27 protein-coding genes are annotated in these 25,026 nt (G+C 64.9%); 17 read left to right on the forward strand and 10 right to left on the reverse strand.

Annotated elements, in window-relative coordinates:
- Positions 1 to 76: 76 nt before the first annotated feature.
- Both ACFR99_RS18135 and ACFR99_RS18140 read right to left on the reverse strand, forming a co-directional pair.
- Positions 77 to 223, reverse strand: a complete 147-nt coding sequence (locus ACFR99_RS18135; RefSeq protein WP_171052285.1) for a DUF7859 family protein — start codon at positions 221 to 223, stop codon at positions 77 to 79.
- 355 nt (positions 224 to 578) lie between these two features.
- Positions 579 to 1,094, reverse strand: a complete 516-nt coding sequence (locus ACFR99_RS18140) for a metallophosphoesterase (protein ID WP_390290454.1) — start codon at positions 1,092 to 1,094, stop codon at positions 579 to 581.
- 155 nt (positions 1,095 to 1,249) lie between these two features.
- Between ACFR99_RS18140 and ACFR99_RS18145 the strand changes: the two genes are divergently transcribed.
- Positions 1,250 to 2,194 (forward strand): cation diffusion facilitator family transporter, encoded by a 945-nt coding sequence (locus ACFR99_RS18145; RefSeq protein ID WP_390290457.1) that lies wholly within the window; start codon positions 1,250 to 1,252, stop codon positions 2,192 to 2,194.
- Positions 2,195 to 2,206: 12 nt separating this feature from the next.
- On the opposite strand, the gene ACFR99_RS18150 is transcribed toward ACFR99_RS18145, so the two are convergent.
- Positions 2,207 to 2,617: a hypothetical protein gene (locus ACFR99_RS18150; protein ID WP_390290459.1), complete on the reverse strand. Its 411-nt coding sequence runs from the start codon at positions 2,615 to 2,617 to the stop codon at positions 2,207 to 2,209.
- Positions 2,618 to 2,742: 125 nt separating this feature from the next.
- Here ACFR99_RS18150 and ACFR99_RS18155 point away from each other — a divergent pair, with 125 nt between their 5' ends.
- Entirely contained in the window at positions 2,743 to 4,911 is a 2,169-nt protein-coding gene (locus tag ACFR99_RS18155) for an ATP-dependent DNA helicase (protein ID WP_390290461.1), read from the forward strand.
- Between the two features lie 8 nt (positions 4,912 to 4,919).
- On the opposite strand, the gene ACFR99_RS18160 is transcribed toward ACFR99_RS18155, so the two are convergent.
- From ACFR99_RS18160 to ACFR99_RS18180, 5 genes are all read right to left on the reverse strand, one after another.
- The gene (locus ACFR99_RS18160) at positions 4,920 to 5,237 is read right to left on the reverse strand and encodes a rhodanese-like domain-containing protein (RefSeq protein WP_390290464.1); all 318 of its coding nucleotides are present in this window, start codon (positions 5,235 to 5,237) and stop codon (positions 4,920 to 4,922) included.
- Positions 5,234 to 5,530: a sulfurtransferase TusA family protein gene (locus tag ACFR99_RS18165; protein WP_390290466.1), complete on the reverse strand. Its 297-nt coding sequence runs from the start codon at positions 5,528 to 5,530 to the stop codon at positions 5,234 to 5,236. Before ACFR99_RS18165 ends, ACFR99_RS18160 begins: the two co-directional genes overlap by 4 nt.
- A gap of 37 nt (positions 5,531 to 5,567) precedes the next feature.
- Positions 5,568 to 6,740 (reverse strand): YeeE/YedE family protein, encoded by a 1,173-nt coding sequence (locus ACFR99_RS18170; RefSeq protein WP_390290468.1) that lies wholly within the window; start codon positions 6,738 to 6,740, stop codon positions 5,568 to 5,570.
- Between the two features lie 219 nt (positions 6,741 to 6,959).
- Positions 6,960 to 7,460: a 2'-5' RNA ligase family protein gene (locus ACFR99_RS18175; RefSeq protein ID WP_390290470.1), complete on the reverse strand. Its 501-nt coding sequence runs from the start codon at positions 7,458 to 7,460 to the stop codon at positions 6,960 to 6,962.
- Positions 7,461 to 7,504: 44 nt separating this feature from the next.
- Positions 7,505 to 7,699, reverse strand: coding sequence for a DUF7554 family protein (locus ACFR99_RS18180; protein WP_390290472.1), 195 nt, complete (start codon positions 7,697 to 7,699; stop codon positions 7,505 to 7,507).
- Positions 7,700 to 7,786: 87 nt separating this feature from the next.
- Here ACFR99_RS18180 and ACFR99_RS18185 point away from each other — a divergent pair, with 87 nt between their 5' ends.
- The 10 genes from ACFR99_RS18185 to argF all read left to right on the forward strand — a co-directional run bounded on the left by ACFR99_RS18185 (position 7,787) and on the right by argF (position 18,502).
- On the forward strand, positions 7,787 to 8,917 hold the full coding sequence (locus ACFR99_RS18185; RefSeq protein WP_390290475.1) for a helix-turn-helix transcriptional regulator: 1,131 nt from the start codon (positions 7,787 to 7,789) through the stop codon (positions 8,915 to 8,917).
- A 385-nt stretch (positions 8,918 to 9,302) separates the two neighbouring features.
- Complete coding sequence (locus ACFR99_RS18190; protein ID WP_390291298.1) at positions 9,303 to 10,505, forward strand: argininosuccinate synthase; 1,203 nt, start codon at positions 9,303 to 9,305, stop codon at positions 10,503 to 10,505.
- A 2-nt stretch (positions 10,506 to 10,507) separates the two neighbouring features.
- Positions 10,508 to 12,055 carry an argininosuccinate lyase gene (gene argH, locus ACFR99_RS18195; RefSeq protein ID WP_390290478.1) on the forward strand — a complete coding sequence of 516 codons (1,548 nt, stop codon included), beginning with the start codon at positions 10,508 to 10,510 and terminating at the stop codon, positions 12,053 to 12,055.
- Between the two features lie 228 nt (positions 12,056 to 12,283).
- On the forward strand, positions 12,284 to 12,448 hold the full coding sequence (lysW, locus tag ACFR99_RS18200) for a lysine biosynthesis protein LysW (protein WP_008013846.1): 165 nt from the start codon (positions 12,284 to 12,286) through the stop codon (positions 12,446 to 12,448).
- Positions 12,449 to 12,539: 91 nt separating this feature from the next.
- Positions 12,540 to 13,415, forward strand: a complete 876-nt coding sequence (lysX, locus tag ACFR99_RS18205; RefSeq protein ID WP_390290482.1) for a lysine biosynthesis protein LysX — start codon at positions 12,540 to 12,542, stop codon at positions 13,413 to 13,415.
- Complete coding sequence (argC, locus tag ACFR99_RS18210; protein ID WP_390290485.1) at positions 13,415 to 14,461, forward strand: N-acetyl-gamma-glutamyl-phosphate reductase; 1,047 nt, start codon at positions 13,415 to 13,417, stop codon at positions 14,459 to 14,461. The genes lysX and argC overlap by 1 nt, the downstream gene beginning before the upstream one ends.
- Positions 14,462 to 15,328, forward strand: coding sequence for an acetylglutamate/acetylaminoadipate kinase (locus ACFR99_RS18215; RefSeq protein WP_390290488.1), 867 nt, complete (start codon positions 14,462 to 14,464; stop codon positions 15,326 to 15,328). It abuts the gene before it with no gap.
- On the forward strand, positions 15,325 to 16,473 hold the full coding sequence (locus tag ACFR99_RS18220) for an aspartate aminotransferase family protein (RefSeq protein WP_390290491.1): 1,149 nt from the start codon (positions 15,325 to 15,327) through the stop codon (positions 16,471 to 16,473). Before ACFR99_RS18215 ends, ACFR99_RS18220 begins: the two co-directional genes overlap by 4 nt.
- Positions 16,470 to 17,540: a [LysW]-lysine hydrolase gene (locus ACFR99_RS18225; protein ID WP_390290494.1), complete on the forward strand. Its 1,071-nt coding sequence runs from the start codon at positions 16,470 to 16,472 to the stop codon at positions 17,538 to 17,540. The genes ACFR99_RS18220 and ACFR99_RS18225 overlap by 4 nt, the downstream gene beginning before the upstream one ends.
- 32 nt (positions 17,541 to 17,572) lie before the next feature.
- Complete coding sequence (gene argF, locus ACFR99_RS18230) at positions 17,573 to 18,502, forward strand: ornithine carbamoyltransferase (protein WP_390290497.1); 930 nt, start codon at positions 17,573 to 17,575, stop codon at positions 18,500 to 18,502.
- Positions 18,503 to 18,668: 166 nt separating this feature from the next.
- Here argF and ACFR99_RS18235 read toward each other — a convergent pair whose 3' ends face one another.
- Positions 18,669 to 19,136 carry a histidine kinase gene (locus ACFR99_RS18235; protein WP_390290499.1) on the reverse strand — a complete coding sequence of 156 codons (468 nt, stop codon included), beginning with the start codon at positions 19,134 to 19,136 and terminating at the stop codon, positions 18,669 to 18,671.
- A gap of 182 nt (positions 19,137 to 19,318) precedes the next feature.
- Between ACFR99_RS18235 and ACFR99_RS18240 the strand changes: the two genes are divergently transcribed.
- From ACFR99_RS18240 to ACFR99_RS18260, 5 genes are all read left to right on the forward strand, one after another.
- Complete coding sequence (locus tag ACFR99_RS18240; RefSeq protein WP_390290502.1) at positions 19,319 to 19,567, forward strand: hypothetical protein; 249 nt, start codon at positions 19,319 to 19,321, stop codon at positions 19,565 to 19,567.
- 67 nt (positions 19,568 to 19,634) lie between these two features.
- On the forward strand, positions 19,635 to 20,018 hold the full coding sequence (locus tag ACFR99_RS18245; protein ID WP_390290505.1) for a helix-turn-helix domain-containing protein: 384 nt from the start codon (positions 19,635 to 19,637) through the stop codon (positions 20,016 to 20,018).
- A 57-nt stretch (positions 20,019 to 20,075) separates the two neighbouring features.
- Positions 20,076 to 21,329 carry a threonine synthase gene (gene thrC, locus ACFR99_RS18250; RefSeq protein ID WP_390290508.1) on the forward strand — a complete coding sequence of 418 codons (1,254 nt, stop codon included), beginning with the start codon at positions 20,076 to 20,078 and terminating at the stop codon, positions 21,327 to 21,329.
- Between the two features lie 94 nt (positions 21,330 to 21,423).
- Positions 21,424 to 21,777 carry a hypothetical protein gene (locus ACFR99_RS18255; RefSeq protein ID WP_390290511.1) on the forward strand — a complete coding sequence of 118 codons (354 nt, stop codon included), beginning with the start codon at positions 21,424 to 21,426 and terminating at the stop codon, positions 21,775 to 21,777.
- 98 nt (positions 21,778 to 21,875) lie between these two features.
- Complete coding sequence (locus tag ACFR99_RS18260; RefSeq protein WP_390290514.1) at positions 21,876 to 22,769, forward strand: transcription initiation factor IIB; 894 nt, start codon at positions 21,876 to 21,878, stop codon at positions 22,767 to 22,769.
- A gap of 45 nt (positions 22,770 to 22,814) precedes the next feature.
- Here ACFR99_RS18260 and ACFR99_RS18265 read toward each other — a convergent pair whose 3' ends face one another.
- Positions 22,815 to 24,917: a minichromosome maintenance protein MCM gene (locus ACFR99_RS18265; protein ID WP_390290517.1), complete on the reverse strand. Its 2,103-nt coding sequence runs from the start codon at positions 24,915 to 24,917 to the stop codon at positions 22,815 to 22,817.
- Positions 24,918 to 25,026: the final 109 nt, after the last annotated feature.

Below are 25,026 nucleotides of genomic sequence, written 5' to 3' on the forward strand. Positions count from 1 at the left end.
GGGCACCTCTCAGTCAGTGCCGGCGCACCTGCGACCTGTCCCAGGGTGTGCCGGGAACCAGTGACAGCAGCCCATCTCAGCGTTCGCCGCGCATCCCATCGCGGAACTCGAGGACGGTCCGGCGCAAGAGGAGATACGCGAAAAAGACCAGCGACAGCAAAATGGCGACGACCGCGATGATCACGGGATCGTCGGGGAGGAGACCGATGATGGAATCGAGCATACGCGGCCGCTACACTGTCACTGTGGTTAACCGTTTCGACCTCGACCGGTTGTATCCGTGTCGCCACAACAGTAACTAAAATCGGAATTTCAGCTTGCGCCGACTATAACGTGACGCGGCCCGTTCGGTCAGGTAGGCCTCGAGTCAGGTGACACGCCCGCCGTGGCGACCGCGAGCTCGAGGCCTGTCGCCTGCGCTGCGACACACCGGCCGTGCGACGCCTCCGTCTGACTCGTTCGTCGTGACGGCCGGCACCCTCTGACATCGCCCTCGAGTCGCTCCCCGCTGGCGTTGCCCACCAGTCCGAATCGCTTGCTGTCGCATCCGCGTTCGGAGTCCGTCTTGTCCCTTCGTGTTATACCGGTCGAATCTCGAACGACTCGATCGGTGTCCCGTCCGGCTGTCGGATCGTCCCTTCGAGAGCGCCATCGTCGCGTTCCTCGAGGACGGCAAACCCCGGCCGGTTCCCACGCGGATCGGCGTGGCTGCCGGGATTGAGCAGCGTGACATCTGCGGTCTCGACGACCGTCGGGCGGTGGCTGTGACCGAAGACGACGAGGTCCGCACCGCGCGAGCGGCCGAACATCGCGAGCCCGGTTTCGCCGCCGTCCTGCCGATGGGTGACGGCGATGCGAATGCCGCCCGCCTCGACGACGCGAGCCGTCGGCAGTCGCTCCCGTACTGCGGCGCTGTCTGCGTTCCCGTGGACCGCGAAGAAGCGGTCACACTCTCCCTGGAACGCCTCGAGTGCGGCCTCGCTCGTGAAATCGCCCGCGTGGACGACGACGTCGGCTTCGCGGGCCGCGGTCAGGGCCGCCCCCTCGAGTTCGTGGTCCTGTCGACTGTGCGTGTCCGAGAAGATCGCGATCATGGTCGTCTTTCGTCCGTCAGTGACAGGTTCCTTTCGGATGGGATCGCTGCCATTCGCGGTTCGGGCGACGCGATGCTGTTTCCGCCACCTGGGACTGGTGTGGCCGGCTCTAGAACGGCTTACACTTTTGGGAGTCCCCTCCGTAGTCGTCGGCGATGGCCAGTAGCACCTCCGTCGTGCTTGCCGCGCTGTTCGCAAACGGTGCGATCGCGGTACTGAAGTTCGGCGGCTTTCTGTTGACCGGCAGCCCCGCGATGTTATCGGAGACGTATCACTCGATTTCGGATACGGGCAATCAGATCTTCCTGTTGGTCGGGATCAAGTACGGCGCACAGGAAGCCACCCGGAGCCACCCCTTCGGCCACGGTAAGGCCCAATTCTTCTATAGTCTGCTCGTGAGCGTCATGCTCTTTGGCATCGCTGGGTGGGAGAGCGCCCGCCACGGCTACAGTGCGCTGCAAGAGGGTGGCGTCCACCGCGCCAGCGAGGATGTCACGCTGCTGGGCCAGACGTTCGATCCGGTTTACATCAACTACGCCGTGTTGCTCGGGGCGATCGCCTTCGAATCCTACGCGCTCTGGAAGGCCTATCAGGGGATCAGCCGGCAGATGGACGAGTACGGCTGGACGAGCCTCCGCGAGGCCTTCCGGAAGACCAGCGACGTGACGACTCTGACGGCACTTACCGAAGACACCATCGCACTCGCGGGCGCGGGCATCGCGCTGTTCGGGATCTACCTCACGCGAACTACCGGCAATCCGGCCTACGACGCCGGCTCTGCCCTCGTCATCGGACTCATGCTGATGGGCTTTGCCCTCGCGCTCGCCTGGGAGAACAAACGGCTCATCCTCGGCGAGAGCCTCCCGAAAGCCGACGAGGACGAACTACGGGCGATCGTCAGGGAGTGGGACGGCGTCACCGAACTCATCGACTTCCGAACCGTCTACTTCGGGGCAGAAGAACTGCTCGTCACTGCCGACGTGGCGTTCGAGTCCACTCTCGACGCTGAGACGGTCGACGATCGCATCACCGAACTCGAGCGCGCCCTGAAAGCCCACGACGACCAGATCCAGCGCATCTACATCGAGCCCGAAACGTAGCCGATCGGCCCGCTACTCGCCGGTTTCTTCGCCACGATCGTCGTAGACGGCGACAACCGTCGATCCCGGCGGCTGCTCGTTGAGCACTGCAGTGACCGTCGTGTCCTCGAGATCCACCGCCGAGTGGAGTCGCTGCCACTCGTCCCCGGTCTCGACGGCGACCGCGACGTCGGTCGGACTCGCACCCGGCGGCAGGGCCGTCGGATCGTAGTCGAGCACGAGCCGGAGCGCTTCGACCGCTCGAAGCTCGTCGCACGCCACGAGGTCGACCGGCTCGCCCAGCGCAGTCGACGGCGGTTCGCTGTCGCTCTGGGCGAGGCCAAACGCCTCCGGAACCACGTTCGCTACGAGATCGACGCGGGCACCCGCGTGCTCGAGAGTATATTCTGCGACGGTACTGGCATCGTATCCAGGGATTGCCATACCGGAGTCAGTGCCTCGAGATATATGGCCCTGTACCGCGCGGTTGCTGGCCGGCGGTCGATAGGCCGTGCCGGCTGCCGAATCGAGACGAACGTTTTTATCGCAGCGCGAACCACTCATGGACTGTGTCCGAGACCGGGTACCTGCGCTTTTTCCCGTACGACCGGCCGTACGAGAATCAGCGCGAGGCGATGGATCGCATCCACAACGCCCTCACACGGGGCCAGAACGTCCTCTTCGAGGGTGCCTGTGGGACCGGCAAGACCCTCTCGTCGCTCGTGCCGGCTCTCGAGGTGGCTCGTGAGCAGGACAAGACGGTCGTCATCACGACGAACGTCCACCAGCAGATGCGCCAGTTCGTCGCCGAGGCGCGCGCGATCACGCGCGAAGAGCCGATCCGTGCGGTCGTCTTCAAGGGCAAGTCCTCGATGTGTCACATCGACGTCGGCTACGAGGAGTGTCAGGCCCTGCGGGACAACACCCGCGCCGTCGTCGACGCCGAACGCGACCGCGCCCAACTCGAGCGCCGCCAGCGCGAACTGCTGGCCGAAAGCCAGGATGGCGACGGCGCGGCGGCCGACGCCCGGTCGGCGGTGATGGACGAACTCGAGAACATCGAGGAGCGCCTCGCCGATCTCGAGGAGCAGAACGTCTGTGACTACTACCGGAACAACCTGACCCAGGATACGGACGACTTCTTCGGGTGGCTCTTCGAGGACGTCCGCACGCCCGACGAGATCTACGAGTACGCCGATCGACAGCAGTTGTGCGGGTACGAACTCCTGAAGGAAGGCATCGAGGGCGTCGATCTGGTCGTCTGCAACTACCACCATTTGCTCGATTCGACGATTCGCGAGCAGTTCTTCCGGTGGCTGGGTCGCGACCCCGAGGACGTCATCGCCGTCTTCGACGAGGCTCACAACGTCGAGGACGCCGCCCGCGAGCACGCCACCCGGACCTGTTCCGAACGGACGTTCGACTCGGCGCTGGACGAACTCGCCGACACCGACGATCCACGCGCGGACGACGCCACGAACGTCCTCTCGGCCTTTCACCGTGCACTGGTCGAGACCTACGAGGACTCTTTTGGCTTCGGCGAACGCGAGCAGATCGGCGACAACTGGACCGACGTTCCCATCGCCAACGACGACCGCAAGGACGACCTCACTCTCGAGTTCCTCCAGCGATACTCCGGACGGGGGATCAGCGAGGACCTCGAGACCGCGATGAAGCTGGGACAGGAGTTAGATAAGGAGTACGAGGAAGCGTATCGGGAGGGCGAGACCGCGACGCGGACGGAATGTCAGACGCTGCAGGCCGCGGCCTTCGTCAGCGCGTGGATGAACGAGGGCTCGAAGGAGGGACTCTACCCGGTCGTCTCCGTTACGCGCGACGCCGGTACCGACGAGGTCTACGGCCGCGCGGAACTCTACACCTGTCTCCCGCGGCAGGTGACCGGCCGGCTGTTCGAGGAGGTCCACGCGACGGTCCTGATGAGCGCGACCATTCAGCCGTTCGAGGTCACCGAGAACGTGCTGGGGCTCGAGGACGCCGTGACGATGGCCTACGGGCTCGGCTTCCCCGAGGCAAACCGCCGCACGTACGCCGTCGAGACACCGCCGCTGTTCTCGTCGGATCGCGACGATCCCGCGGTTCAGGAGGCGGTGACCGAGACGATCCACGACGCCGTCCGAATGACCCCCGGCAACACGCTCGCTTTCTTCCCCAACTACGGCGAGGCGAGCCGATACGCCGATCGGATCGCGGGCCGGAGCGACCGGTCGGTGTACGTCGACGAGCCCGGCCAGTCCGTCGAAGACCTTCGCCAGCAGTTCACCGCGGACGACGGCGCCGTGTTGTGTACGTCGCTGTGGGGAACCCTCGCGGAGGGGGTGAGCTTCGACGGTGACGACGCGCACACGGTGCTGGTCGTCGGCGTCCCGTATCCACATCTGGACGACCGAGCCGAGGCCGTCCAGGAGGCCTACGACGCCGCCTTCGACGGCACCGACACCGGCTGGCGCTACGCCGTCGAGATTCCGACGGTTCGCAAGACCAGACAGGCGCTGGGGCGGGTCCTTCGCTCACCCGAGGAGGTCGGCGTCCGTGCGCTGCTCGATCGACGCTACTCGCGGCGGGCGAAACCGGAGCTCGGCAAGTACAGCGTCAACGGCATCTTCCCTCACGAGGAACGCGAGGAACTGATCGACATCGAACCGGACAAACTCAAGTTCGCGATGCGCAACTTCTACGGCGACCACGACGCGTACGACGGCGAGCCGCCAGCACCGTAATAGCCAGATTAGTCGGCAGCCACTGCCTCGAGTGGCTCCCAGTCCTGATAGCCACCGGCCATACTCACGACGCGTTCGGCGTTGCCGTATTCCGCGATGAGCCGGGCGGCCTGGATCGACGAGTTGCCCCTGTAACAGTAGACGACGACCTCGTCGGCCCAGTCGCGGTCGACGACGGTCTCCTCGAGTTCCTCGATGGTGACGTGATCGGCCTCGGGGAGGTGGCCGTCGGCGTAGTCCTCGTCCTCACGGATGTCGATCAAGTCGAACTCCTCGTCACGCTCGAGGCGTCGGCGAACCGTCTCGGTGGATTCCTCCTCGATCATGCTTGCTTTCGAAGGTAGATACGATAGGTCGCGTCGCCGCTGCGCCAGACCTGTGCCTCGGCGTCGTCGCCGACGGCGCGGGGCACGTTCTCGGTACAGGGGACGTGATCGGTCTCCTGGACGAGCAACTCGCCCGCCTCGAGGTCCTGCAGCCCCTTCTTGGCCTCGACCTGCGGGTAGGGACAGACCTCGCCGGTCATATCCTGGACGAGGTCGGCGTCCTCGAGCAGCGCTTCGGCTTCGTCGTCGGTCAGTTCGTCTGGCGTGTTCGTGACGTCGTCGATGGATGGCATTGTATGTCGTAATATCGAAGTTCAGTTAGCGAACGGTTCAGATCGCACAGCCGACTTCGCGGTAGATCCAGTGGGTCATCACGTAGACGCCGGCGACGATGCCGACGGCCGCGATGAACGAGTGGACCGACAGCTCCGCGATGCCGGAGTAGATGTTCCCGATGTTGCAGCCGGGGGCGAGCCGCGAGCCCGCGCCCATCATGAGGCCGCCGACGACGGCGTTGGGGAGCCGTCGGCGCTTCGGGACGCGCAGGGCGAAGTCACCGCTCCAGACGGCGGCGAGGAACGCGCCGACAATGACGAACGCGATCATCACCATGTCGACGGTCACGCCGACGCCCTGGCCCTGAAAGAGGATCGAGCCCCAGTACTCGAACGAGCCGGCGTCGACGCCGACTTGCGAGAGGAGGTAGCCCGTCCAGCGCGCCTCGGGGCCGGTGACGCCGACGACCGAGACCTGGGTAAACCAGAGCACCGCGGCGGCGGTGATCCCGAGTGCGGCAGTGCGGGGGTCCCACGGCTGCTTGCTCGCGGCGATCGGGTGTCGCCACGCGCGGACGAGCCCGCGGAAATACGTTTCCGTTCCGCGTGCGAACCGGCGAAGGCCCACGACCGGCGCGAGGAATGCAGTCGGTGTGAGCTGGGCCACGTCGGCGCGTTCGCCGAAGTCGGTGGCGGTCGACGCGCGGCCGGTCAGCGTCGCGTAGACCAGCAGTCCCACGGCCGCGACTAAAAGCGCCAGCAGACCAGCCGGCACGGACGTCAGCTCGAACAACGACGTACCCGTTCCGAACGTCAGCGGCCCGAAGTACGTGCGCTCGAGCGTCGGGAAGGCGACGGTAAAGCCGGCGTAGCCGACGCCCATGAACAGCAGCGTGAGCCAGAACTGCAGATAGCCCTCGCCGGCGCGGTAGAGTGTGCCGCTGGCACAGCCGCCGGCGTAGGTCATTCCGACCCCGAAGATGAAGCCGCCGACGAGTCCCGTCAGCCCCCAGTCGGGCGTCCAGAACCCCTGATAGTAGCCCAGTTGGTAGGCGATACCCCAGAAAATCATCGTCAGAAACGTCGCTGCGAGGACGCCTTTCGTGACCCGGGAGTCCTTGTACGCGAAGAAGTCCCGGAATGCGTTCACGAAGCAGAACCGCCCCTTCTGGAGGAAGGCTCCGAGGGCGATTCCGACGACCGCTGCGACGAGTAGCGTTGCGACCACATCGGAACCAGTAGCCAGATGGACTTAATCCACAGCGAGCCGGCTGACGCTACCCGGACTCTTGACGCCTCTCAGGGCCGAATTCGGGTGTTTTGTCCGTCTAGAACGCCACTCGCAGTGACGGGTCGCTGCAGTCGCCGACGGCGATAGCCGCGATATTTGCGGGTACCTCGGATGCGCTGTGTCATGCGTTTCGGCCGACAGCGCGTGTGACGATCCCTACGACGGCAAGGAGACGCGACTGACCGGTAACTTGTACGTCCCGTCCCAGAACTCGAGTTCGCTGACCGTCCACCGGACGGGTTCGATCTCGCGGTCGGCCAGCCGCCGTGCGGTCTCGATGTCGCCGCCGCGGGCCAGCGTCACGTGGGGGATGTAGTCCGCGCCCTCGAGGCCCTCGACGACCTCGAAGGCCTCGGTGAGATCGGCGTGGATCCCCTCGAGGCCGGGGCTCTCGACGGCCAGGTAGACGACCGGTGCCGAGCCAAGCGGCGGGTCCGCGAAGTAGTCGATCCCCGTAATTTCGGCTTCGACAGCGGGGGCGCCCTCGAGCGCGCGGTGGGCGCGGTGTTGCAGCTGTGCGACGTGGTCGGCCTCGCCGAGTCGCTTGAGTAGACACGAGTGGTCCTCGCGGACGGTCTCGAAGCCGACCAGTTCGGGATAGAGACGATCCGCGAGCTGGCGGACGCGACCGGGGACCGGGACGTTGACGCTGTACACTTCGGCCGATATTGGGCCGACGTAGCTATCAGTCTGGTGGTCTCTCAGAGACGGTCGAGCAACCAGAGCACGATCAGGACAGCGATCGCGAGCTGGATGACGACGAAGAAGGGGCCGAGTAGCCAGGCGAGCCCGCTGATCACTGTCTCTGCGATCTCGAGAACGAGCAAGACGGCGACCAGTCCGAGGACGAGTTTCAGCAGCGTTTCGACCTCGAGTTCGCCGCGAGTATCTGACATGGACGTTCATATTTAGACGACTGTGTGAAAAATATACTGCTACGCTGTCGGAAAGACCTATTTGGGCGGCCACAGCATATGACCGTAATGGAGGTGAAGGGGCTGCGAGCCCTTGTCTGCCTGCTCGTGGTGGTTGCGTGTTCGGGTGTGCTCGCCCCGGTGGCGCCTGCGACAGCGGATGCTGGGACACAGCCAGTGCTGCGACAGGTTCAGGCGGACGACGGTGGAACGGACACCAACGGAACCGTGCAACTCGAGGACGCCGATCGGATCCATATCGACGTCGCCATCGCCGAGAACGGCTCTGCGCAGGTGACGACGGACTACCAGTTCTATCCCGACGATAACGGATCGATGGCGGAGTGGGAGTCCCTGGACGCGAACATCACGAACAACACGGCGTGGTACATCGCCGAGGAGCGACGCGGGTGGAACGAGACGCTCACGGAGGGTGAAAACGCGACCGACCGGGAGATGAACATCTCGAACGTCTCGATCGAGACGGAGATGGATTCCCAGCCCGAAGAGATCGGGCACGCGAAAGTCACCTTCCAGTGGTCTGAATTCGCCCACGTCGAAGTGAATCAGATCGAGGCGGGTGCTGCACTGTCCGGGTTCACACTCAGCAACGAGACGACGTTGCAGTTTCGCTGGCCGGAACCGTACACGGTCTACGAGACCGAGGACGGGCCGCAGGTGACCCCTTCCCCGGACGAACGGTCCAATCGATCGGTAACGTGGGAGGGCGAGACGAACTTTCCCGACGATCAGCCACGGCTCGTGCTGATGAAAAACGGTGACTCGGCCACGACACAGCCGTCAGCCGACGGCGGTCCGGCAATGCCCTGGGTCGTCGTGGTCCTGGCGCTGGCGCTGCTGGCAACCGTCGCCGTTGCCGGCTGGCTGCGCAGTCGCAACCGAGCCCGAACCGGCGGCACGGACGGCGGAACCGACACGGCGTGGCGAACCGACGGCGCGGCCGAACCCGACTCGAGCGCGGCTCAGACCCCACCGCCGGAACTGCTGAGCAACGAAGAGCGGGTACTGCGGCTGCTCGAGCAACGCGGCGGACGGATCAAACAGCAGGAAGTCGTCTCGGAACTGGACTGGACCGAGGCCAAAACGAGTCAGGTCGTCGGCGAGCTGCGCGAGAACGACGAGATCGAGGTGTTCCGGATCGGTCGAGAGAACGTCCTGTCGCTGCCCGACGACGAGTAAGACGGGTTGCTGTCGCGATGTCCCGGCACATCCCACTGCGGGTCACGGGTGTGCCGACCATGACTGACGACAACGCGTATACATCCGTCGCCCGTCGGGAGCGCGATGTAGCAGGGTTTAAGACCGTGGATCAGCAGTGTTCAGACAATGAGTCAGTCCGTCGGCACCACGCTCGCCGTTTCCGGTACCGACGGGACCGTCGCTCGGCGACGACCGCGACGATTCCGACCGGGCCTTTGAGCCCGTCCTATACTACTCCCCTGTCCCGGTTCGTTTCAACGTTCCCAAAACTACAGTATTTTCGCTTAGCAGCCGCTCTCTCGTTATTTTGCGAAATTGAAACCAATGAGCTTAAGTCCGTCCTGTGAGTTCACTCGAGTACGATATGACCCGCGTGGCACTTGCGTTTTCGGGCGGCCTGGACACGACTGTCTGTGTCCCGCTGCTCGAGGAAGAATACGGATACGACGACGTGATCGGTGTTACCGTCGACGTCGGCCAGCCGGCCGCCGAGTTCGACGAGGCCGAGGAAACCGCCGAAGCGCTCGGCTTAGAACACTACGTCGTCGACGCGCGAGAGGAATTCGCCGATCTCTGTCTCGAGAGCGTTCGCGCGAACGCGACCTACCAGGGCTACCCGCTGGGCACGGCGCTGGCTCGCCCGGTAATCGCGGAGGCGATCCTCGACATCGCGAAGGAACAGGACTGTGACGCCGTCGCGCACGGCTGTACGGGCAAGGGCAACGATCAACTCCGGTTCGAGGCGATCTGGCGTGACTCCGATCTCGAGGTGTACGCCCCTGTTCGCGAACTCGGGCTGACCCGCGAGTGGGAACAGGAGTATGCCGCCGAGAAGGACCTGCCAGTCGAGGGTGGCAGTGGCGGCGACTGGTCGATCGACACCAACATCTGGAGTCGCTCGGTCGAGGGCGACGACCTCGAGGATCCCGGCTACGTTCCACCGCGTGACATCTACGCGTGGACCGACGAGCCCGGCAGCGAGACCGAAGAGATCGAGATCACCTTCGAGGAGGGCTACCCCGTCGCCGTCGACGGCGAGGCATACGAGCCGGTCGAACTCATCGAGTACCTCAACGAACTCGCCGGCAGCTACGGCGTCGGCCGTACCGACATGATGGAAGACCGCATGCTCGGGCTGAAGGTCCGCGAGAACTACGAACACCCCGGCGCGACGACGCTGTTGAACGCTCACGAGGCCCTCGAGGGTCTCGTCCTCACCCAGGAGGAGCGCCAGTTCAAGACCCAGATCGACCAGCAGTGGTCCCAGAAGGCCTACGAGGGCCTGATCGACGCACCGCTCGTGAGCGCGCTCGAGGGCTTCATCGACGAGACGCAGAAGCGTGTCACCGGCACGGTGACGATCCGCTTCGAGGGTGGCCAGGCCCGTCCGGTCGCACGCGAGAGCAAGTTCGCGGCTTACTCGGCCGAACACGCGTCCTTCGACACCGAGACGGTCGGCAAGATCAAACAGGAAGACGCCACCGGCGTCGCGAAGTACCACGGCTTCCAGCGCCGCCTCGCCAACGAGGCGATCGCCGCGAACGCCGACGACGAGGACGACGAGTAACGATGTTCGAGGAGAGTGCTCACGGCGGTGAGCGGTCCAGTGGACCGCGATCCTCGTCGGATCGCCGAGCCGGCAGTAGCGCGTCCCGCCCCGTCCTCACTGACGGGGGCACCGACGAGGGGGTCGTCCGCCGGGACCGCTTTAGCGGCGGCCCCGCCCGGAGCTTCCTCTCCTCGCTCGCAGCAGACGAACGCATTTTCCAGGCCGACCTCGCGGTCGACCGCGCGCACACGGTCATGCTCGCCGAGCAGGGGATCGTCGACGACGACGTCGCCAGTGAGATCCTGACTGCCCTCGATGCGATCGAAGTCGACGGCCATGGCTCGCTGCCCGACGGCGAGGACGTCCACGAGGCCATCGAGACGGCCGTCATCGAGCGCGTCGGTCCCGACGGCGGGAAGATGCACACCGCACGCTCGCGCAACGACGAGGTCGCGGCCTGTATCCGCTACCGGCTGCGCGAGGACGTCCTCGCGGCGATCGAGACGACCCTCGCGCTGCGCGAGTCGCTTGTCGACGTGGCCGAAGACGGCCGGGAGACGATCATGCCCGGCTACACGCACCTCCAGCCCGCTCAGCCCACTACGGTAGCTCACTGGGCGCTGGCCTACGAAGGTGCCGTTCGCCGTGATACCGAACGGTTGCTCGAGGCCTACGCGCGGATCAACCAGTCGCCGCTGGGCGGCGCAGCCTTCGCAGGCACGACGTTCGACATCGACCGCGAGCGCACTGCCGACCTGCTCGGATTCGATAGCGTCGTCGAGAACTCGATGGACGCCTCCTCGAGCAGGGATTTCCTGCTCGAGACGGTGCAAGCGCTGTCGACGCACGCGACGACGCTGTCGGGACTGGCCGAGGACGTGATCATCTTCGCGAACCGCGGCTTCGTCGAGCTGTCGGACGACTACTCCTCGACGTCGTCGATCATGCCCCAGAAGAAGAATCCGGACACGCTGGAACTCGTTCGCGCGGTTGCGGGTGACGCGGCCGGCGGGGTTCAGGGGCTGACGACGACGCTCAAGGGACTGCCCCGCGCGTACAACCGCGACCTGCAGCGGGCGACGACTCACGCCTGGGAGACCGTCGACGCGGTCACCGAGGCGAGCGAGGTCGCGGCGGGTGCGGTCGCGACGGCCGACTGGAACGAAGGGACCCTGGCCGCGGAAGCCGGCGCGGGCTTCTCGACGGCGACCGGCGTCGCGGACCTGCTGGCTGCGAACGGGCTCCCGTTCCGTACTGCACACGAACTGGTGGCCATCGCAGCCGAAAACGGTGCGGACGAAGACGCCCTCGAGGCTGCATCCCAAGAAGTTCTCGGCGAATCGCTCGAGGCCTACGTCGATCCCGACGCCGTCGCGGATGCACTCGACCCGGCCGAAAGCGTCGCGAGCCGCGACTCGCAGGGCGGTCCTGCCCCCGAGGCGGTTGACGATCAACTCGAGCCGGCCCGCGAGGCGCTCGCGGCCGACGACGACGCACATGCCGAGTTGACCGCAGCGCTCGAGGCGGCCCACGAGGCGCTCCGGTCGGAGGTGAACGGGTATGTCTGACCGCGTCACTCGAGCGATTGGAACGGGACGGACGGCGACGCCCTGGAGTGCCGACCGCCCGCTCCGACGACGATCCCCGTGAGGGGATGAATTACTCGCTCTATGATATGTCAAAGTAGAATTGCGGTGAAATGGCGTCTACGGTCCGTTAGAGGGCAGTGCAGTTAGTATAATTTTGCTGTTAGGTTCGAAGGCTTTAAGGGATCGCGGCTCCCACGTGCGAGTACAATGACCGAATGCGTCGAGTGTGGGGCTGAACTGTCCCTGCACGACGATCTGGAAGTCGGAGAGATCGTTGACTGTACGACCTGTGGTGCCGAGCTGGAAGTCGTCGACACCGAGCCGCCAGTCCTCGAGCGAGCCCCCGAGCTCGAAGAGGACTGGGGTGAGTGACCTTGCAGACGGGCGCGACACCGGCCCGCGCTGCGCATACGACTCGAGGGGCTCGTAGCGAGTTCCTCACATCCATTCAGAGGTGGCTCGCGTGAACGTAGGCATACTCTATTCACGGATTCGCAAAGACGAGAAGCTCCTGTTGAACGAGCTTCGCGAGCGTGATCACGAGGTCACGAAGATCGACGTCCGCAAGCAGACCTTCGACATTTCGGAGGCGCCAGCGGCGTTCGCAGATCTCGACATCGTCGTCGACCGCTGTCTCGCCACGAGCCGGAGCCTGTACGCCACGCAGTTCTTCGAGGCCTACGGCATCCCTGTGGTAAACAGCCACGAGACCGCCGATATCTGCGCTGACAAAGTGAAAAACAGCCTCGCGCTCGAGCAGGCGGGCGTGCCCACGCCCGCGACGAAAGTCGCCTTCACCAAGGAGACCGCGATGGAGGCCATCGAGGACTTCGGCTATCCGTGCGTCCTCAAACCCGTCGTTGGGTCCTGGGGCCGCCTGATGGCCAAGATCGACTCCAAATCGGCTGCCGAGGCCATCCTGGAGCACAAGGCGACGCTCGGCCACTACGAGCACAAGGTGTTCTACGTCCAGGAGTTCGTCGAGAAACCCGGCCGCGACATTCGCGTGCTCGCGGTCGACGGCGAGCCCATCGCCGCGATGGTCCGCTCGTCGGACCACTGGATCACGAACGCTGCCAAGGGTGCGGAGACGGACGTCTTCGAACTCGACGACGACGCGCTGGACCTCGTCCAGAAGGCCAGTGATGCCGTCGGTGGCGGCCTGTTAGGTGTCGACCTCATGGAAACCGGTGATTCCTACACCGTCCACGAGGTCAACCACACCGTCGAGTTCAAGGCTCTCGACGAGGCCGTCGAGACCGACGTCGCTGGCACCGTCGTCGACTGGCTCGAGCAGAAAGCCGCGGCCGCCGAGCAGGAACTCGAGGTGAGCGCCTGATGGCAGCCGAGACAGTCACCGCGACCGTCATCGGCGGCTCCGGCTTTACCGGTGGCGAACTCCTGCGCCTGCTCGCGGGCCATCCGAACGTCGAGCTCGCGGAGGTCACGAGCCGATCGAAAGCCGGCAAGAGCGTCGGCTCCGTTCACCCGCCGCTTCGCGGGACGGACCTGCGCTTTACCGAACCCGACGATCTCGAGAGCGTCGACGTCCTCTTTGCGGCGACGCCACACGGCGTCTCGATGGGCCAGATCGACGAGTTCTTCGAGATCGCCGACACGGTCGTGGACCTTTCGGCTGACTTCCGTCTCGAGACGGAAGCACAGTACGACGAGTGGTACGACGGCCACGAGGCCCCGGAGTACCTCGAGAAGGCCGAGTACGCGCTTCCGGAGATCAACCGCGACAACCTCGCGGGGGCTGAATTGATCGCCGGCGGCGGCTGTAACGCCACCGCGACGATCCTCGGGCTCTACCCGCTGTTCGAACACGACATCTTGGAGGGCGGTGAGCAGATCGTCGTCGACGTGAAAGTCGGCTCCTCCGAAGGGGGTGCCGGCGGCGGCGAGGCCTCGAGCCACCCCGAGCGCTCGGGCGTCGTCCGCCCCTACGCGCCGACGGGACATCGCCACGAGGCCGAGATCGAGCAGTTCCTCGGCACCTCGGTGTCCTTTACCTGCCACGCCGTCGACATGATCCGCGGCGCGAGCGCGACGAGCCACGTCTTCCCGTCGGGCCCCGTCTCGAAGGGCGACCTCTGGCAGGCCTATCGCGGCTGCTACGAGGACGAACCGTTCGTCCGCATGGCTGCCGGCGGCTCCGGCGTCTACCGCTACCCAGAACCGAAGTCCGTCGCCGGGACCAACCTCGCTGAGGTCGGCTTCGAACTCGACCCGTCGAACAAGCGCATCGTCGTCTTCTCGGCCATCGACAACATGATGAAAGGCTCCGCGGGCCAGGCGGTCCACGCCGCCAACATCGCGCTGGGCTTCGAGGAGACGGCCGGACTCGAGTTTACGGGGCTCCACCCCGTGGGGGCACCGTAGATGACAGTCGTCGTCAAAATCGGCGGCGCACGCGCCGTCGATCCCGAGGGCGCGCTCGCTGACGTCGCGAGTCTCGTCGAGGACGGCGAAGACGTCGTCCTCACCCACGGTGGCTCGACTGCCGTCGACGAGACCTTAGAGGAACTCGGCGAGGAGCCGACCTACGTCGAGACCCCCGGCGGCGTCGTCGGACGCTTCACTGACGAACGCACCATGGACGTCTTCAAGATGGTGATGCCCGGCAAGCTCAACACCGATCTGGTCGAGAGCCTGCACAACGAGGGCGTCGACGCGGTCGGCCTCTCGGGCACCGACGGCAAACTGCTGGAAGGCAAGCGCAAGTCCGCCGTCCGCGTCAAAGAGGACGGCAAGAAGAAGATCAAGCGCGGCGACCACTCGGGGAAGATCGAGTCGGTCAACGCCGACTTGCTCGAGACGACGCTCGCAGGCGGCTACACGCCTGTCGTCTCGGTCCCGATCCTCGGCAAGGAGAAGTCGGGCGGCTACACCGCAGTCAACGCCGATGCCGACCGCGCCGCCGCCGCGATCGCCGGCGCGCTCGAGGCCGACCTCGTCTTGCTGACCGACGTTTCGGGCGTCTACGAGGACCCCGACGACGAGTCGACCAAGATCGAGTCGGCTGCCACGCCGGAGGAATTCGAGGGTGTCAAGGACGCCGCCGAGGGGTTCATGACCAAGAAGGTCATGGCCGCCGAGGAGGCACTCGAGGGCGGCGCGTCTTCGGTCGTCGTCGCGGACGCGAACGCAGCCAAGCCGATTACGAGCGCGCTTGCGGGCGAGGGGACGACCCTCGCGCCCGGTGTGCTTGCGGATGAAGACGACGCTGAAACGGAGGCCGCAGAATGAGTGACCTCGATTTCGTCTCCGGCAGCAAGCCGATCGGCATCGAACGCGGCGAGGGGCCGTTCCTCTACACGTCCGACGGGACGGAGTACATCGACGCCGGCGCGAGCTACGCCTGTACGCCGCTGGGCCACTCTCACCCGGCGGTCGTCGACGCGGTCACCGAGCAGGTCGCTGACCTGACGTTCGTCGACTCATCCTATCCCGTCCAGTCGCGCGAGGATGCCTACGCCGCGCTCGTCGCGTCGACGCCCGACGGACTCGATCAGGCCTGGTTCTGTAACTCCGGAACCGAGGCCAACGAGGCCGCGCTGAAGTTCGCCCGGTCGGCGACCGGGAACTCGAAGATCGTCGCCGCGACCCGCTCGTTCCACGGGCGGACGATGGGGTCGCTCGCAGCGACCTGGAAGGACAAGTACAAGAAGCCGTTCGAGCCCCTGGCTGGCGGCGTGGAGTTCGTCCCCTACGGCGACGGCGAGGAGCTCGCGGCCGCCGTGGACGACGAGACCGCGGCCGTCATCCTCGAGCCGATCCAGGGCGAAGGCGGGATCAACGTCCCGCCCGCGGGCTACCTCGAGACCGCCCGCGAATGCACCGACGAGGCCGGCGCAGCGCTGGTCTTCGACGAGGTCCAGACCGGCATGGGACGGACGGGGTCGATGTGGGCCTGCCAGAACGCAGGTGTCTCCCCCGATATCCTCACGACCGCAAAAGGCCTCGGCAACGGCCTCCCAATCGGCGGCGTCGCGGTTCGAGACTGGATCGCCGACGGCGCGGCCTCGCACAATTCGACCTTCAGCGGCGGCCCCGTCGTTACCGCGGCGGTCCACGCGACGATCTCGACGCTGGTCGAGGAGGAGTGGCCCGCCCACGCCGCTTCGATGGGCGACTATCTCACGACGGAACTCGAGGCCACGCTCGGCGACGAGGTTCGCGAGATCCGCGGTGAGGGACTGCTCGTCGGCATCGAGCTGAAACGCGGGGCCAACCGCGTCGCCCGTGACCTGGCGATGAACCACCAGGTGCTGGCGCTGCCGGCGGGACGAACCGTCCTGCGCCTGCTGCCGCCGCTGGTGATCGACGACGACGCGGCGGACCAGCTCGTGGACGCGCTGGGCGCGGTCATCGCACCCGACTCCGAATCATGAACGCGAGCACGGACGACCCGACGGACGTCTCGCTCGAGGAGGCTCGAGAGTTGCTGGTCGACCTCGTCTCGATCCCCTCTCCAACCCGTGAGGAACGCGAGGCGGCCAAACGACTCGTGGACTTCTTCGAGGCCCACGACCGGGAGGTCTGGATCGATGCAGTCGGGAACGTCCGCGCGCCAGCGGACGATTCCGTCCTCCTGACCTCGCACATCGACACCGTGCCGGGAGACATTCCCGTCGAGGTCGAGGAAACCGGCGACGACGAGATCCTTTGGGGGCGTGGCAGCGTCGACGCGACGGGGCCACTCGCCGCGATGGCGGCCGCTGCCGTCCGCACCGGCGTTTCCTTCGTCGGTGTCGTCGGCGAGGAAGTCGACTCGAAGGGGTCGCGCTATCTGGTCGACGACCGGGAGAGCCCGCCGGACGCCGTCGTCAACGGTGAGCCCTCCGGGGCCGACGGGATCACGCTCGGCTACCGCGGACTGATCGCTGGCACGTACGTCGCGACCAGCGAGTCCGGGCATACCTCTCGGCCGGACCCGAACGCGATCCAACACGCCGTTCGCTGGTGGTCCGCCGTCGAGGAGCGCTTCGAAGGCGACGAGTACGAGCCGATCTTCGAGCAGGTAACGACCAAGCCGGTCGACATCGAAGGCGGCGTCAGCGAGGACGGCCTCTCCGTCGAGACGACGATGGACGTCCAGTTGCGCGTGCCGCCGGCACTCGACGTCGATACCGTCCGCGAAGCAGCGGAAGCCGAACTCGAGGTCGGGACCGTCACCTGGAAAGACAAGGTGCCGCCAGTGATGATGAGTCCGCGAACGGAGGTCGCCCGGGCGTTCCGCGTTGCCATCCGCAAGGAGGGCGACGACCCGCGTCTGGTGCGAAAGACCGGCACCAGCGACATGAACATCTACGCCGGGGCCTGGGACTGTCCGATGGTCACCTACGGGCCCGGCAACTCCGACCTCGATCACGCACCAGACGAACGGCTCCCGCTGTCGGAGTTCGATCAGTCAGTCTCGATCTTGGAGCGCGTCGCGCGGACGCTCAGTAAGGATTGACCAATAAGTATTCGTAGACGAGTTATTATACCATGACGACAGATACGGACGAGACACAGCCGAGACATTTCCTCGACGTCGACGACCTTTCCGAGGAGGAACTGTTCGCGGTTCTCGACAGGGCCGGGGAGTACAAACGCGCCGTCGAGAACGGCGAGGACCACGCCGACCTGTCTGGACAGACCTTAGGGATGCTCTTCCAGAAGGCAAGCACCCGGACCCGGGTCTCCTTCGAGACGGGGATGACCCAGCTGGGTGGCCACGCGATCTTCCTCGGCGAAGACGACATCCAGCTCGGGCGGGGCGAACCGCTGAAAGACACCTCACGTGCGCTCTCGCGGTACGTCGATGCGGTGATGGCCCGCGTGTTCAAACACGAGAACGTCGAGGTGCTCGCGGAGTACTCGTCGGTGCCGATCGTCAACGGGCTCACCGACGACGCCCACCCCTGCCAGACACTCGCGGACCTGCTAACGATCCGCGAACACGAGGGCGGCCTCGAGGACGTCTCGGCGGCCTGGATCGGCGACGGCAACAACGTCGCCCAGTCGTTCGCGCTCGGCTGTGCCCTGACCGGCGTCGACCTGACGATTGCAACGCCCGAGGGGTACGAAGTCGACGAGGCCGTCTTAGAGCGCGCCCGCGAACTCGGCGGCGATCCGACGACCACGACCGACCCCATCGAGGCCGCCACCGACGCCGACGTCATCTACACGGACGTCTGGATCTCGATGGGCCAGGAGGACGAACGCGACGTCCGGATGAACGACTTCGAGGGGTTCCAGGTCTCTTCCGACCTGCTCGAGCACGCCCCCGACGCATCCGTGATGCACTGCCTGCCGGCCCACCGCGGCGAGGAGATCACCGACGATGTCATCGAGGGCGACCACTCGATCGTCTTCGATCAGGCCGAAAACAGGCTTCACGCCCAGAAGGCGTTGTTGAGCTGGTTGCTCGAGTAGTCAGTCGATCACGAACGAAGTGAGTGATCGGTTTTTGGTCCAGATTTTTTCGTGAGTGGTGAGTGGAACGAACCCGAGCGAAAAAAGGTGGGCTGTAAAACAGACTTCACGCCCAGAAGGCGCTGTTGAGCTGGCTACTCGAGTAGCTGTTCGATCCGGCTTTTCCTCACTCGAGGACTGCGTACACGACGCCGAGAACGAGTCCGTACGCGGCGTGGCCGACGAGGCTCTCGATAGCGACGTTCGGGACGGCAGGTGCCAGTTCGAACCCGACCGCCGAGAGCCAGATCGGCATCACGACGACGGCGAGGATAAGCCAGACCCCGATGCCGTAGCCGAGTCCGAGGAGCCCGGCCGTCGTCGGACTCGCGTCGGCACGCCCCGTTGTGACGAGCAGCGCCGCGAAGACGACGCCGAGGACCGCGCCGTGTGAGAGGTGTACGATCGTTCCTGCGAGTCCACCCTCGAGCCCGTACAGCGCCGGGATCGCCATCTCGAGGACGCCAGGTGTCTGGACAACCATCATCGCACCGAACACGATCGCACCGATGATACCGCCGACGGTCCCCGCCTGCCAGGGCTCGAGTGCCGTTTCAGTTCGTTCTGGCTGTCGTGTTACTGTCTCTGATGCCATGTGATATTACACACCCTGGGTCAGTGTAGCGGTATCCCGGTTCGGTAATCGTCATGCACACCCGGTTCCCGGCGCTCGGTTTGGCCCGCCAGGTGGCCTTGAATCGTCCGAACGAGGTGGATTTCGGTAGCGGGGTGTGATGACACGAAGTTTCTTTGGACCAGCGCGCCCAGTCTCACTCGATGTCGAATCCGCTCCGGATCTCGGCTGGCGACCTCGAGGCGGATGCGATCATGGATGCGATCGAGGACGGACGACGAGTCGTAATTACGACGACAACAGCGCAGCAAGAGTACGAGGTGACGCTGCGGTACGACGGCTCCGTGTATTACTGTGATACACCGACGCGACTCCACCGCCACGAAACCGAACACGAAATGCGGGCCTGTATCCGGAAGATGGGCTACGGAGCAACGGCCGAAGACGCATGACGCCAGCACCTAGACGTTCTGGCCGACTGTGGCGAGTATTTTGACGCCTGCGTCCGTACGAGACTGTATGTCCGACACCCCCCAGCACCGCCTCGGGGAACTAATGGAGGAATCGAATCCGCCGTTCGAAAACGTCATGAGTTGCGTGTTTGGCATCGAGGATCACGAGACCCGCACCTACCTGACACTGTGTTCCCAGCCCGGCAGTACGATCGAGGAGTTGGCCGCGACACTCGAGCGAGATCGGAGTACGGTGAACCGCTCCCTGTCGACGCTACACGAACGGGGCCTCGTTCGCCGGGACCGACGGTTGCTGGACGGTGGTGGCTACATCTACCAGTATACCGCGATCGCGTTGCCAGAAGCCAAGGAGATGCTTCACGAAGCACTGGACGCCTGGACGGCGACGGTCCACGACGTGATCGACGAGTTCGACGAGACGGCCGATTGAACCGGACCACCGCCGAATCCACTCACTTTTTCCCTGTCGCATCCTTCCCACTCGATAATGAGTCTCAGCCTCTCGGCCGAGCAGCCGGACGAACCCGCCGACGCCGCCGACGGCGTCTGGCTAGAATGTATCGAGTGTGGCGACACGTTCGCCCCCTTCGACGACATCCGCTACACCTGCGACGAGTGCGACGGGCTGCTCGAGGTCCGCTACGCCGACTTGCCGACCTTCGACGACTTCGACGGCCACGGCGTCTGGCGCTACGCCGACGCGCTGCCCTTCGAGGAAGGCGTCTCGATTCAGGAAGGTGCCACGCCGCTATACGAAGTGCCCCGTCTCGAGGAGTCGGTCGGCGTCGAAGCGCTACGGATCAAACACGAAGGGATGAACCCGACCGGCTCGTTCAAGGATCGCGGGATGACCGTCGGCGTCCGCGTCGCGAAGGAACTCGGCGTCGGTCGGCTGGCCTGTGCCTCGACCGGGAACACGAGCGCCGCGCTGGCCGCCTACGGCTCCCGTGGCGGCATGCAGACGCTTGTATTGCTGCCCGCCGGGAAGGTCGCCGCCGGGAAGATCGCCCAGGCGAGTCTTCACGGGGCGCGGATCCTCGAGGTCGACGGCAACTTCGACGCATGCCTTGACATCGTTCAGGAGCTCGCAGCCCAGGGCGAGGCCTACCTGCTGAACTCGCTGAACCCCTTCCGGCTCGAGGGCCAGAAGACGATCGGCCTCGAGATCCTCGAGGGCTTCCTCGCCGATTACGACGCCGTTCCGGACCGGATCGTGCTCCCGGTCGGCAACGCAGGGAACACCTCGGCGCTGTACAAGGCCTTCCGTGAACTCGTCCAGGCGGGTGAACTCGACGAGGACGACGTTCCCAAGCTGACGGGCGTCCAGGCCGAAGGCGCTGCGCCGATGGTCGAAGCGATCGAAAACGATGCCGACGAGGTCCGGCGCTGGGACGACGTGGAGACGCGTGCCACTGCGATTCGGATCGGCAACCCGGTCAACGCGCCGAAGGCCCTGCCCGGCATCCGCGAGACCGGTGGTACCGCGGTCGCGGTCTCCGACGAGGAGATCACCGAGGCCCAACGTGACATCGCTGGCGAGGGAATCGGCGTCGAACCTGCCTCTGCCGCCTCCGTCGCCGGGCTGCGAAAGCTCCGCACCGAGGGCGTCGTCGACGACGACGAGCGCGTCGCCTGCCTGACGACGGGCCACCTGCTCAAAGACCCCGACGCGGCGGCCGCCGCCGGCAGCGAACCCGAGCCCGTGCCGGCAGAGACGCAGGGAGTGCTCGAGCATCTCTGAGTAACGTCCGTCGGACGCACGACCCGTGTCAGACGCGTCTGACACCTGACTGACTGACCTTTTTCTCGGCCCGTGTGGACGTCGAAGGTGAGCCATGTCCGTCGAGCAACGAGGCCCAGATCCCATTCACCCCGCTGACGAACGACGCCGACTTACTCGCCCGACTCCGGTCGCCGGATCCAGCTACCGACAGCGCAGCTCCTCCCACCAGTCCTCTGCCGTCTCGGACCGACAGGAACTGCCGCTTTCCTACCGGATCGAACGGACGCAACACCAGGTTCGGATCGCCACCCTCGAGCGGGCGCTCGAGGCAAGCGAGCGACGCCGGCAGGCGATCGTCGACCAGTACGAACGACTGCTGGCCGAGCGGACGGATACGACGGACTCGTCTCCCTGCGAATCCCCATCGCAGTCACGGTCCGTGCTGACGTGGCTCTTCGATCGATAGGATCTCTGCCGACTGTCGTTTCACGTGCTCAGTTCGTTCATCTTCTCCAACATTTTAAATACTAGAGAGTACCAACTGGATATAAGGGGAAATAACCAATGGCAGATGCCGATACAGCACCGGACTGCCCCGAATGCGACGGCAGATTACGGAAAGAGGGTACGGAAATCGTCTGTGAGAAGTGTGGACTCGTCTCCGCGGAAAACGAGATCGATCGTGGCCCGGAGTGGCGGTCGTTCGAGGACGACGACTCCGATCCGAGACGAACCGGCGCGCCGCTGACCCGGTCGCGACACGATCGTGGACTCTCGACGGAGATCGGATACGGCTCGAACGCGGGCACCAGTTCTCGTCTGACCGGCCGGAAACGGCGACAGATCGCGCGCCTGCGCCGCGAGCACAACCGCGCACGGATCTCGTCGAAAGCGGAACGAAATCAGGTGTATGGCTTCGCCGAAATCAGACGACTCACTGCTTTGCTCTCGCTGCCGGATTCCGTCAGAGAGCAATCCTGTGCGCTGTTCGAGTCCGCCCAGTCCGAGGGGCTCTTTCAGGGGCGTTCGCTCGAGGGATTTGCTGCCGCTGTGGTCTATGCGACCTGTCGGACGCGCTCGATCGCGCGAACGACCGACGAAATCGCTGCCGTCGCACGTGCCGACGATGCCGAACTCTCGGCCGCCTACGATGCGATGAACCGTGAACTGGGGCTGCGGACGGGACCGATCGATCCCGCGCAGTATCTGCCACGCTTCGCCTCGGAACTCGAGCTCGGAACGGCCGTCGAATGTCGCGCTCGAGAACACGTCGAAGCCCTGCTCGAGGCGGGCCTGATCGGCGGTCGAAATCCCGGTGGCGTCGCTGCGGCCTGTCTCTACAAAGCGGCCGGGGAGCGTGCGGAGTGGCCGTCGATCACGCAGGCTGCCGCTGCCGAGGTCGCCGACGTCGCAGCAGTGACGATCCGGGCGACCGTCACGAACATCGACGAACTTTAAGCTCGATTCGTCGGGTCGACGGCTCGAGCGAGCGTTATCCTGGCGTTACGTCGTCCGGAGCGTGTCCGTACTCGGCTCGTAGACCTCGCCTTTCTGTTTGAGTTTGTCGATCTCGTGTTCGGCCTTGGACTGGTCCATGCCGACCTCTTGGGCCCGTTCTAAGACGATGTCGACCGGCGCGCCGTCGTCGTACTCCTCTTCGATGTCGCTGATGAGTCCCTTGAGGTTCTTGATTCGATCGCGCTGGGACTTCGAGGTGCCGGCCTCGACGATGTCCGCGTCGAACTCGCCGGTCTCGGGATCGACGCCGATGTCCTGCAGACAGGAGCGAACGATTTCGACGGACTGTTCGGCATCGCTCTGCTCGACCGTGTCCGAGAGCCGAACACGGGCGCTTGCCTCTGCAAGTCGAACCAGCGCCTCGAGTTTCCGCGCCGTGACGGGGACGGCAGCGTCCTCGTCAGTTCCTTTCGAGCGCAGGTCGACGTAGAAGTCCCGAATCGTTTCTTGGGCCTCGTCGGTCATCCGCGGATGACAGTTCTGTTTGGCGTACGCGATGTACTTGCGCAGGAGTTCGGCGTCGATCTCGGGATCGACCTGCTCGGTCATCTCCTCGATCTCGTCGTCGCTGACCTCGAGGGAGGTCATCTCCGCTTGCTGGGTGGTCAACTCCCCCGCGTAGTTGGTCGTGAGGATGTGTTCTGCGAGATTCCGGTCTTTCTCCTCGTCTGGCTGGTCGGTGACCGTGAAAATGAGGTCGAACCGCGAGATGAGCGCCGGCTCGAGGTCGATCTGCTCGCCGATCGGTTCGTACTGATCGAAGCGGCCGTACTTGGGGTTCGCGGCACCCAGCAGCGAACAGCGCGATTTGAGCGTCGCGTTGATACCGGCCTTCGAGACGGAGATCTTCTGTTGCTCTAAGGCCTCGTGCATGGCACTCCTGTCTTCCGATCGCATCTTATCGAGCTCGTCGACTGCCGCGATTCCCTGGTCGGCGAGGACGAGCGCGCCGGCCTCGAGTGTCCACTGCTGGCCGTCCCCGAAGTCGTCGCGGACGGCGGCGGCTGTGAGGCCAGCCGAGGACGAGCCCTTGCCAGAGGTATAAACCGACCGAGGTGCAATATTTTGAATATACCCTAGCATCTGACTCTTCCCGGTACCCGGATCACCGATCAGCAGCATGTGCAAGTCGCCCCGAATCCGCGACCCGTCGGGTAACTGCTTGGTCACGCCCGAGAACAACTGCAGGATCATCGCGAGTTTCTCCTGCTCGTAGCCGTAGATGGAGGGCGCAATGGAGGCGATCATCTTCTCGTAGACATCGTCACGGTTGGAGATCTCGTAGATCTGCTTCTTGTCCTCGTCGGTGATGTCCATGTCCTCGAACTGTTCTTCGTCGATGTCGACGGACATTCCCTCCATGTAAAAGTCGAAGACTGGCGATTTGTCCTGGTTGTCGCCCTGTTGCTCGAGACGAAGGACACCCGTCGCCGAGACGTGGTCGCCGGGGGTGACCTCGCCGGTGATGTCGTCTTCGACGTGGACGTCGAGCGACTGGGGGGTTTCGCCGCCGCGTAGTCCTTCGGGACTTTCCTGGATGCGCAGCTTCTGGGAGTCGACGAATTCGGATTGGTCGAAGTTGATGCGGAAGGGGCCCTGTCGTTCACAGCCCTGACACTCGTGGGGTTCCTGGAAGTCGCCGCTGGATTGGGGGACGCGCGTGAGGGTGCCACAGAGCTGGCACTCGAAGGCAGCCTCCTCGATTTTGGGGCGGACGTCGGTGGCTTTGCGGACGATCCCGTGGACCTGCACGAGGGAATTCATGTCCCGCGCGCGGATTTCCCGGATCTCGGGTGACTCCGTCTCGGGAAGGTTTCGGATCCGGACGTGTGCCTGCCCGAGGCTGACGTCGATCGGGAGGTCGTACAGCCGTATCGCCTCCTCGGCATAGCGCTGGAGCTGTTCGGGCTGGGCGATGAAGTCGTCCGCGAGGTCGGGATCGAATCGATAGAGATCCTGCCAGTCGACGTGCAGCGACCGCTGCTCGTTGGGATACCGCTGCGCAAGCTGCTTGATCTCGTTGTCGTAGTAGTTGCGGAAGAACTGCTCGAAGGAGTCGACGAGTTCTGAGTTGCCCGCTTGCGCCATTGCACCGTTCTAGGGCTGCCATCGGGTATAAATGGTTGTAAACCGGGACGGAAGTGAACCGCTCGCAGCGTCGATCACTGCGAGCAGTCAGCGAGCCGCCATCGAACGC

It is taken from the genome of Haloarchaeobius amylolyticus (genome assembly GCF_042678045.1).
Classification (GTDB): Archaea; Halobacteriota; Halobacteria; order Halobacteriales; family Natrialbaceae; genus Natrinema; species Natrinema amylolyticus_A.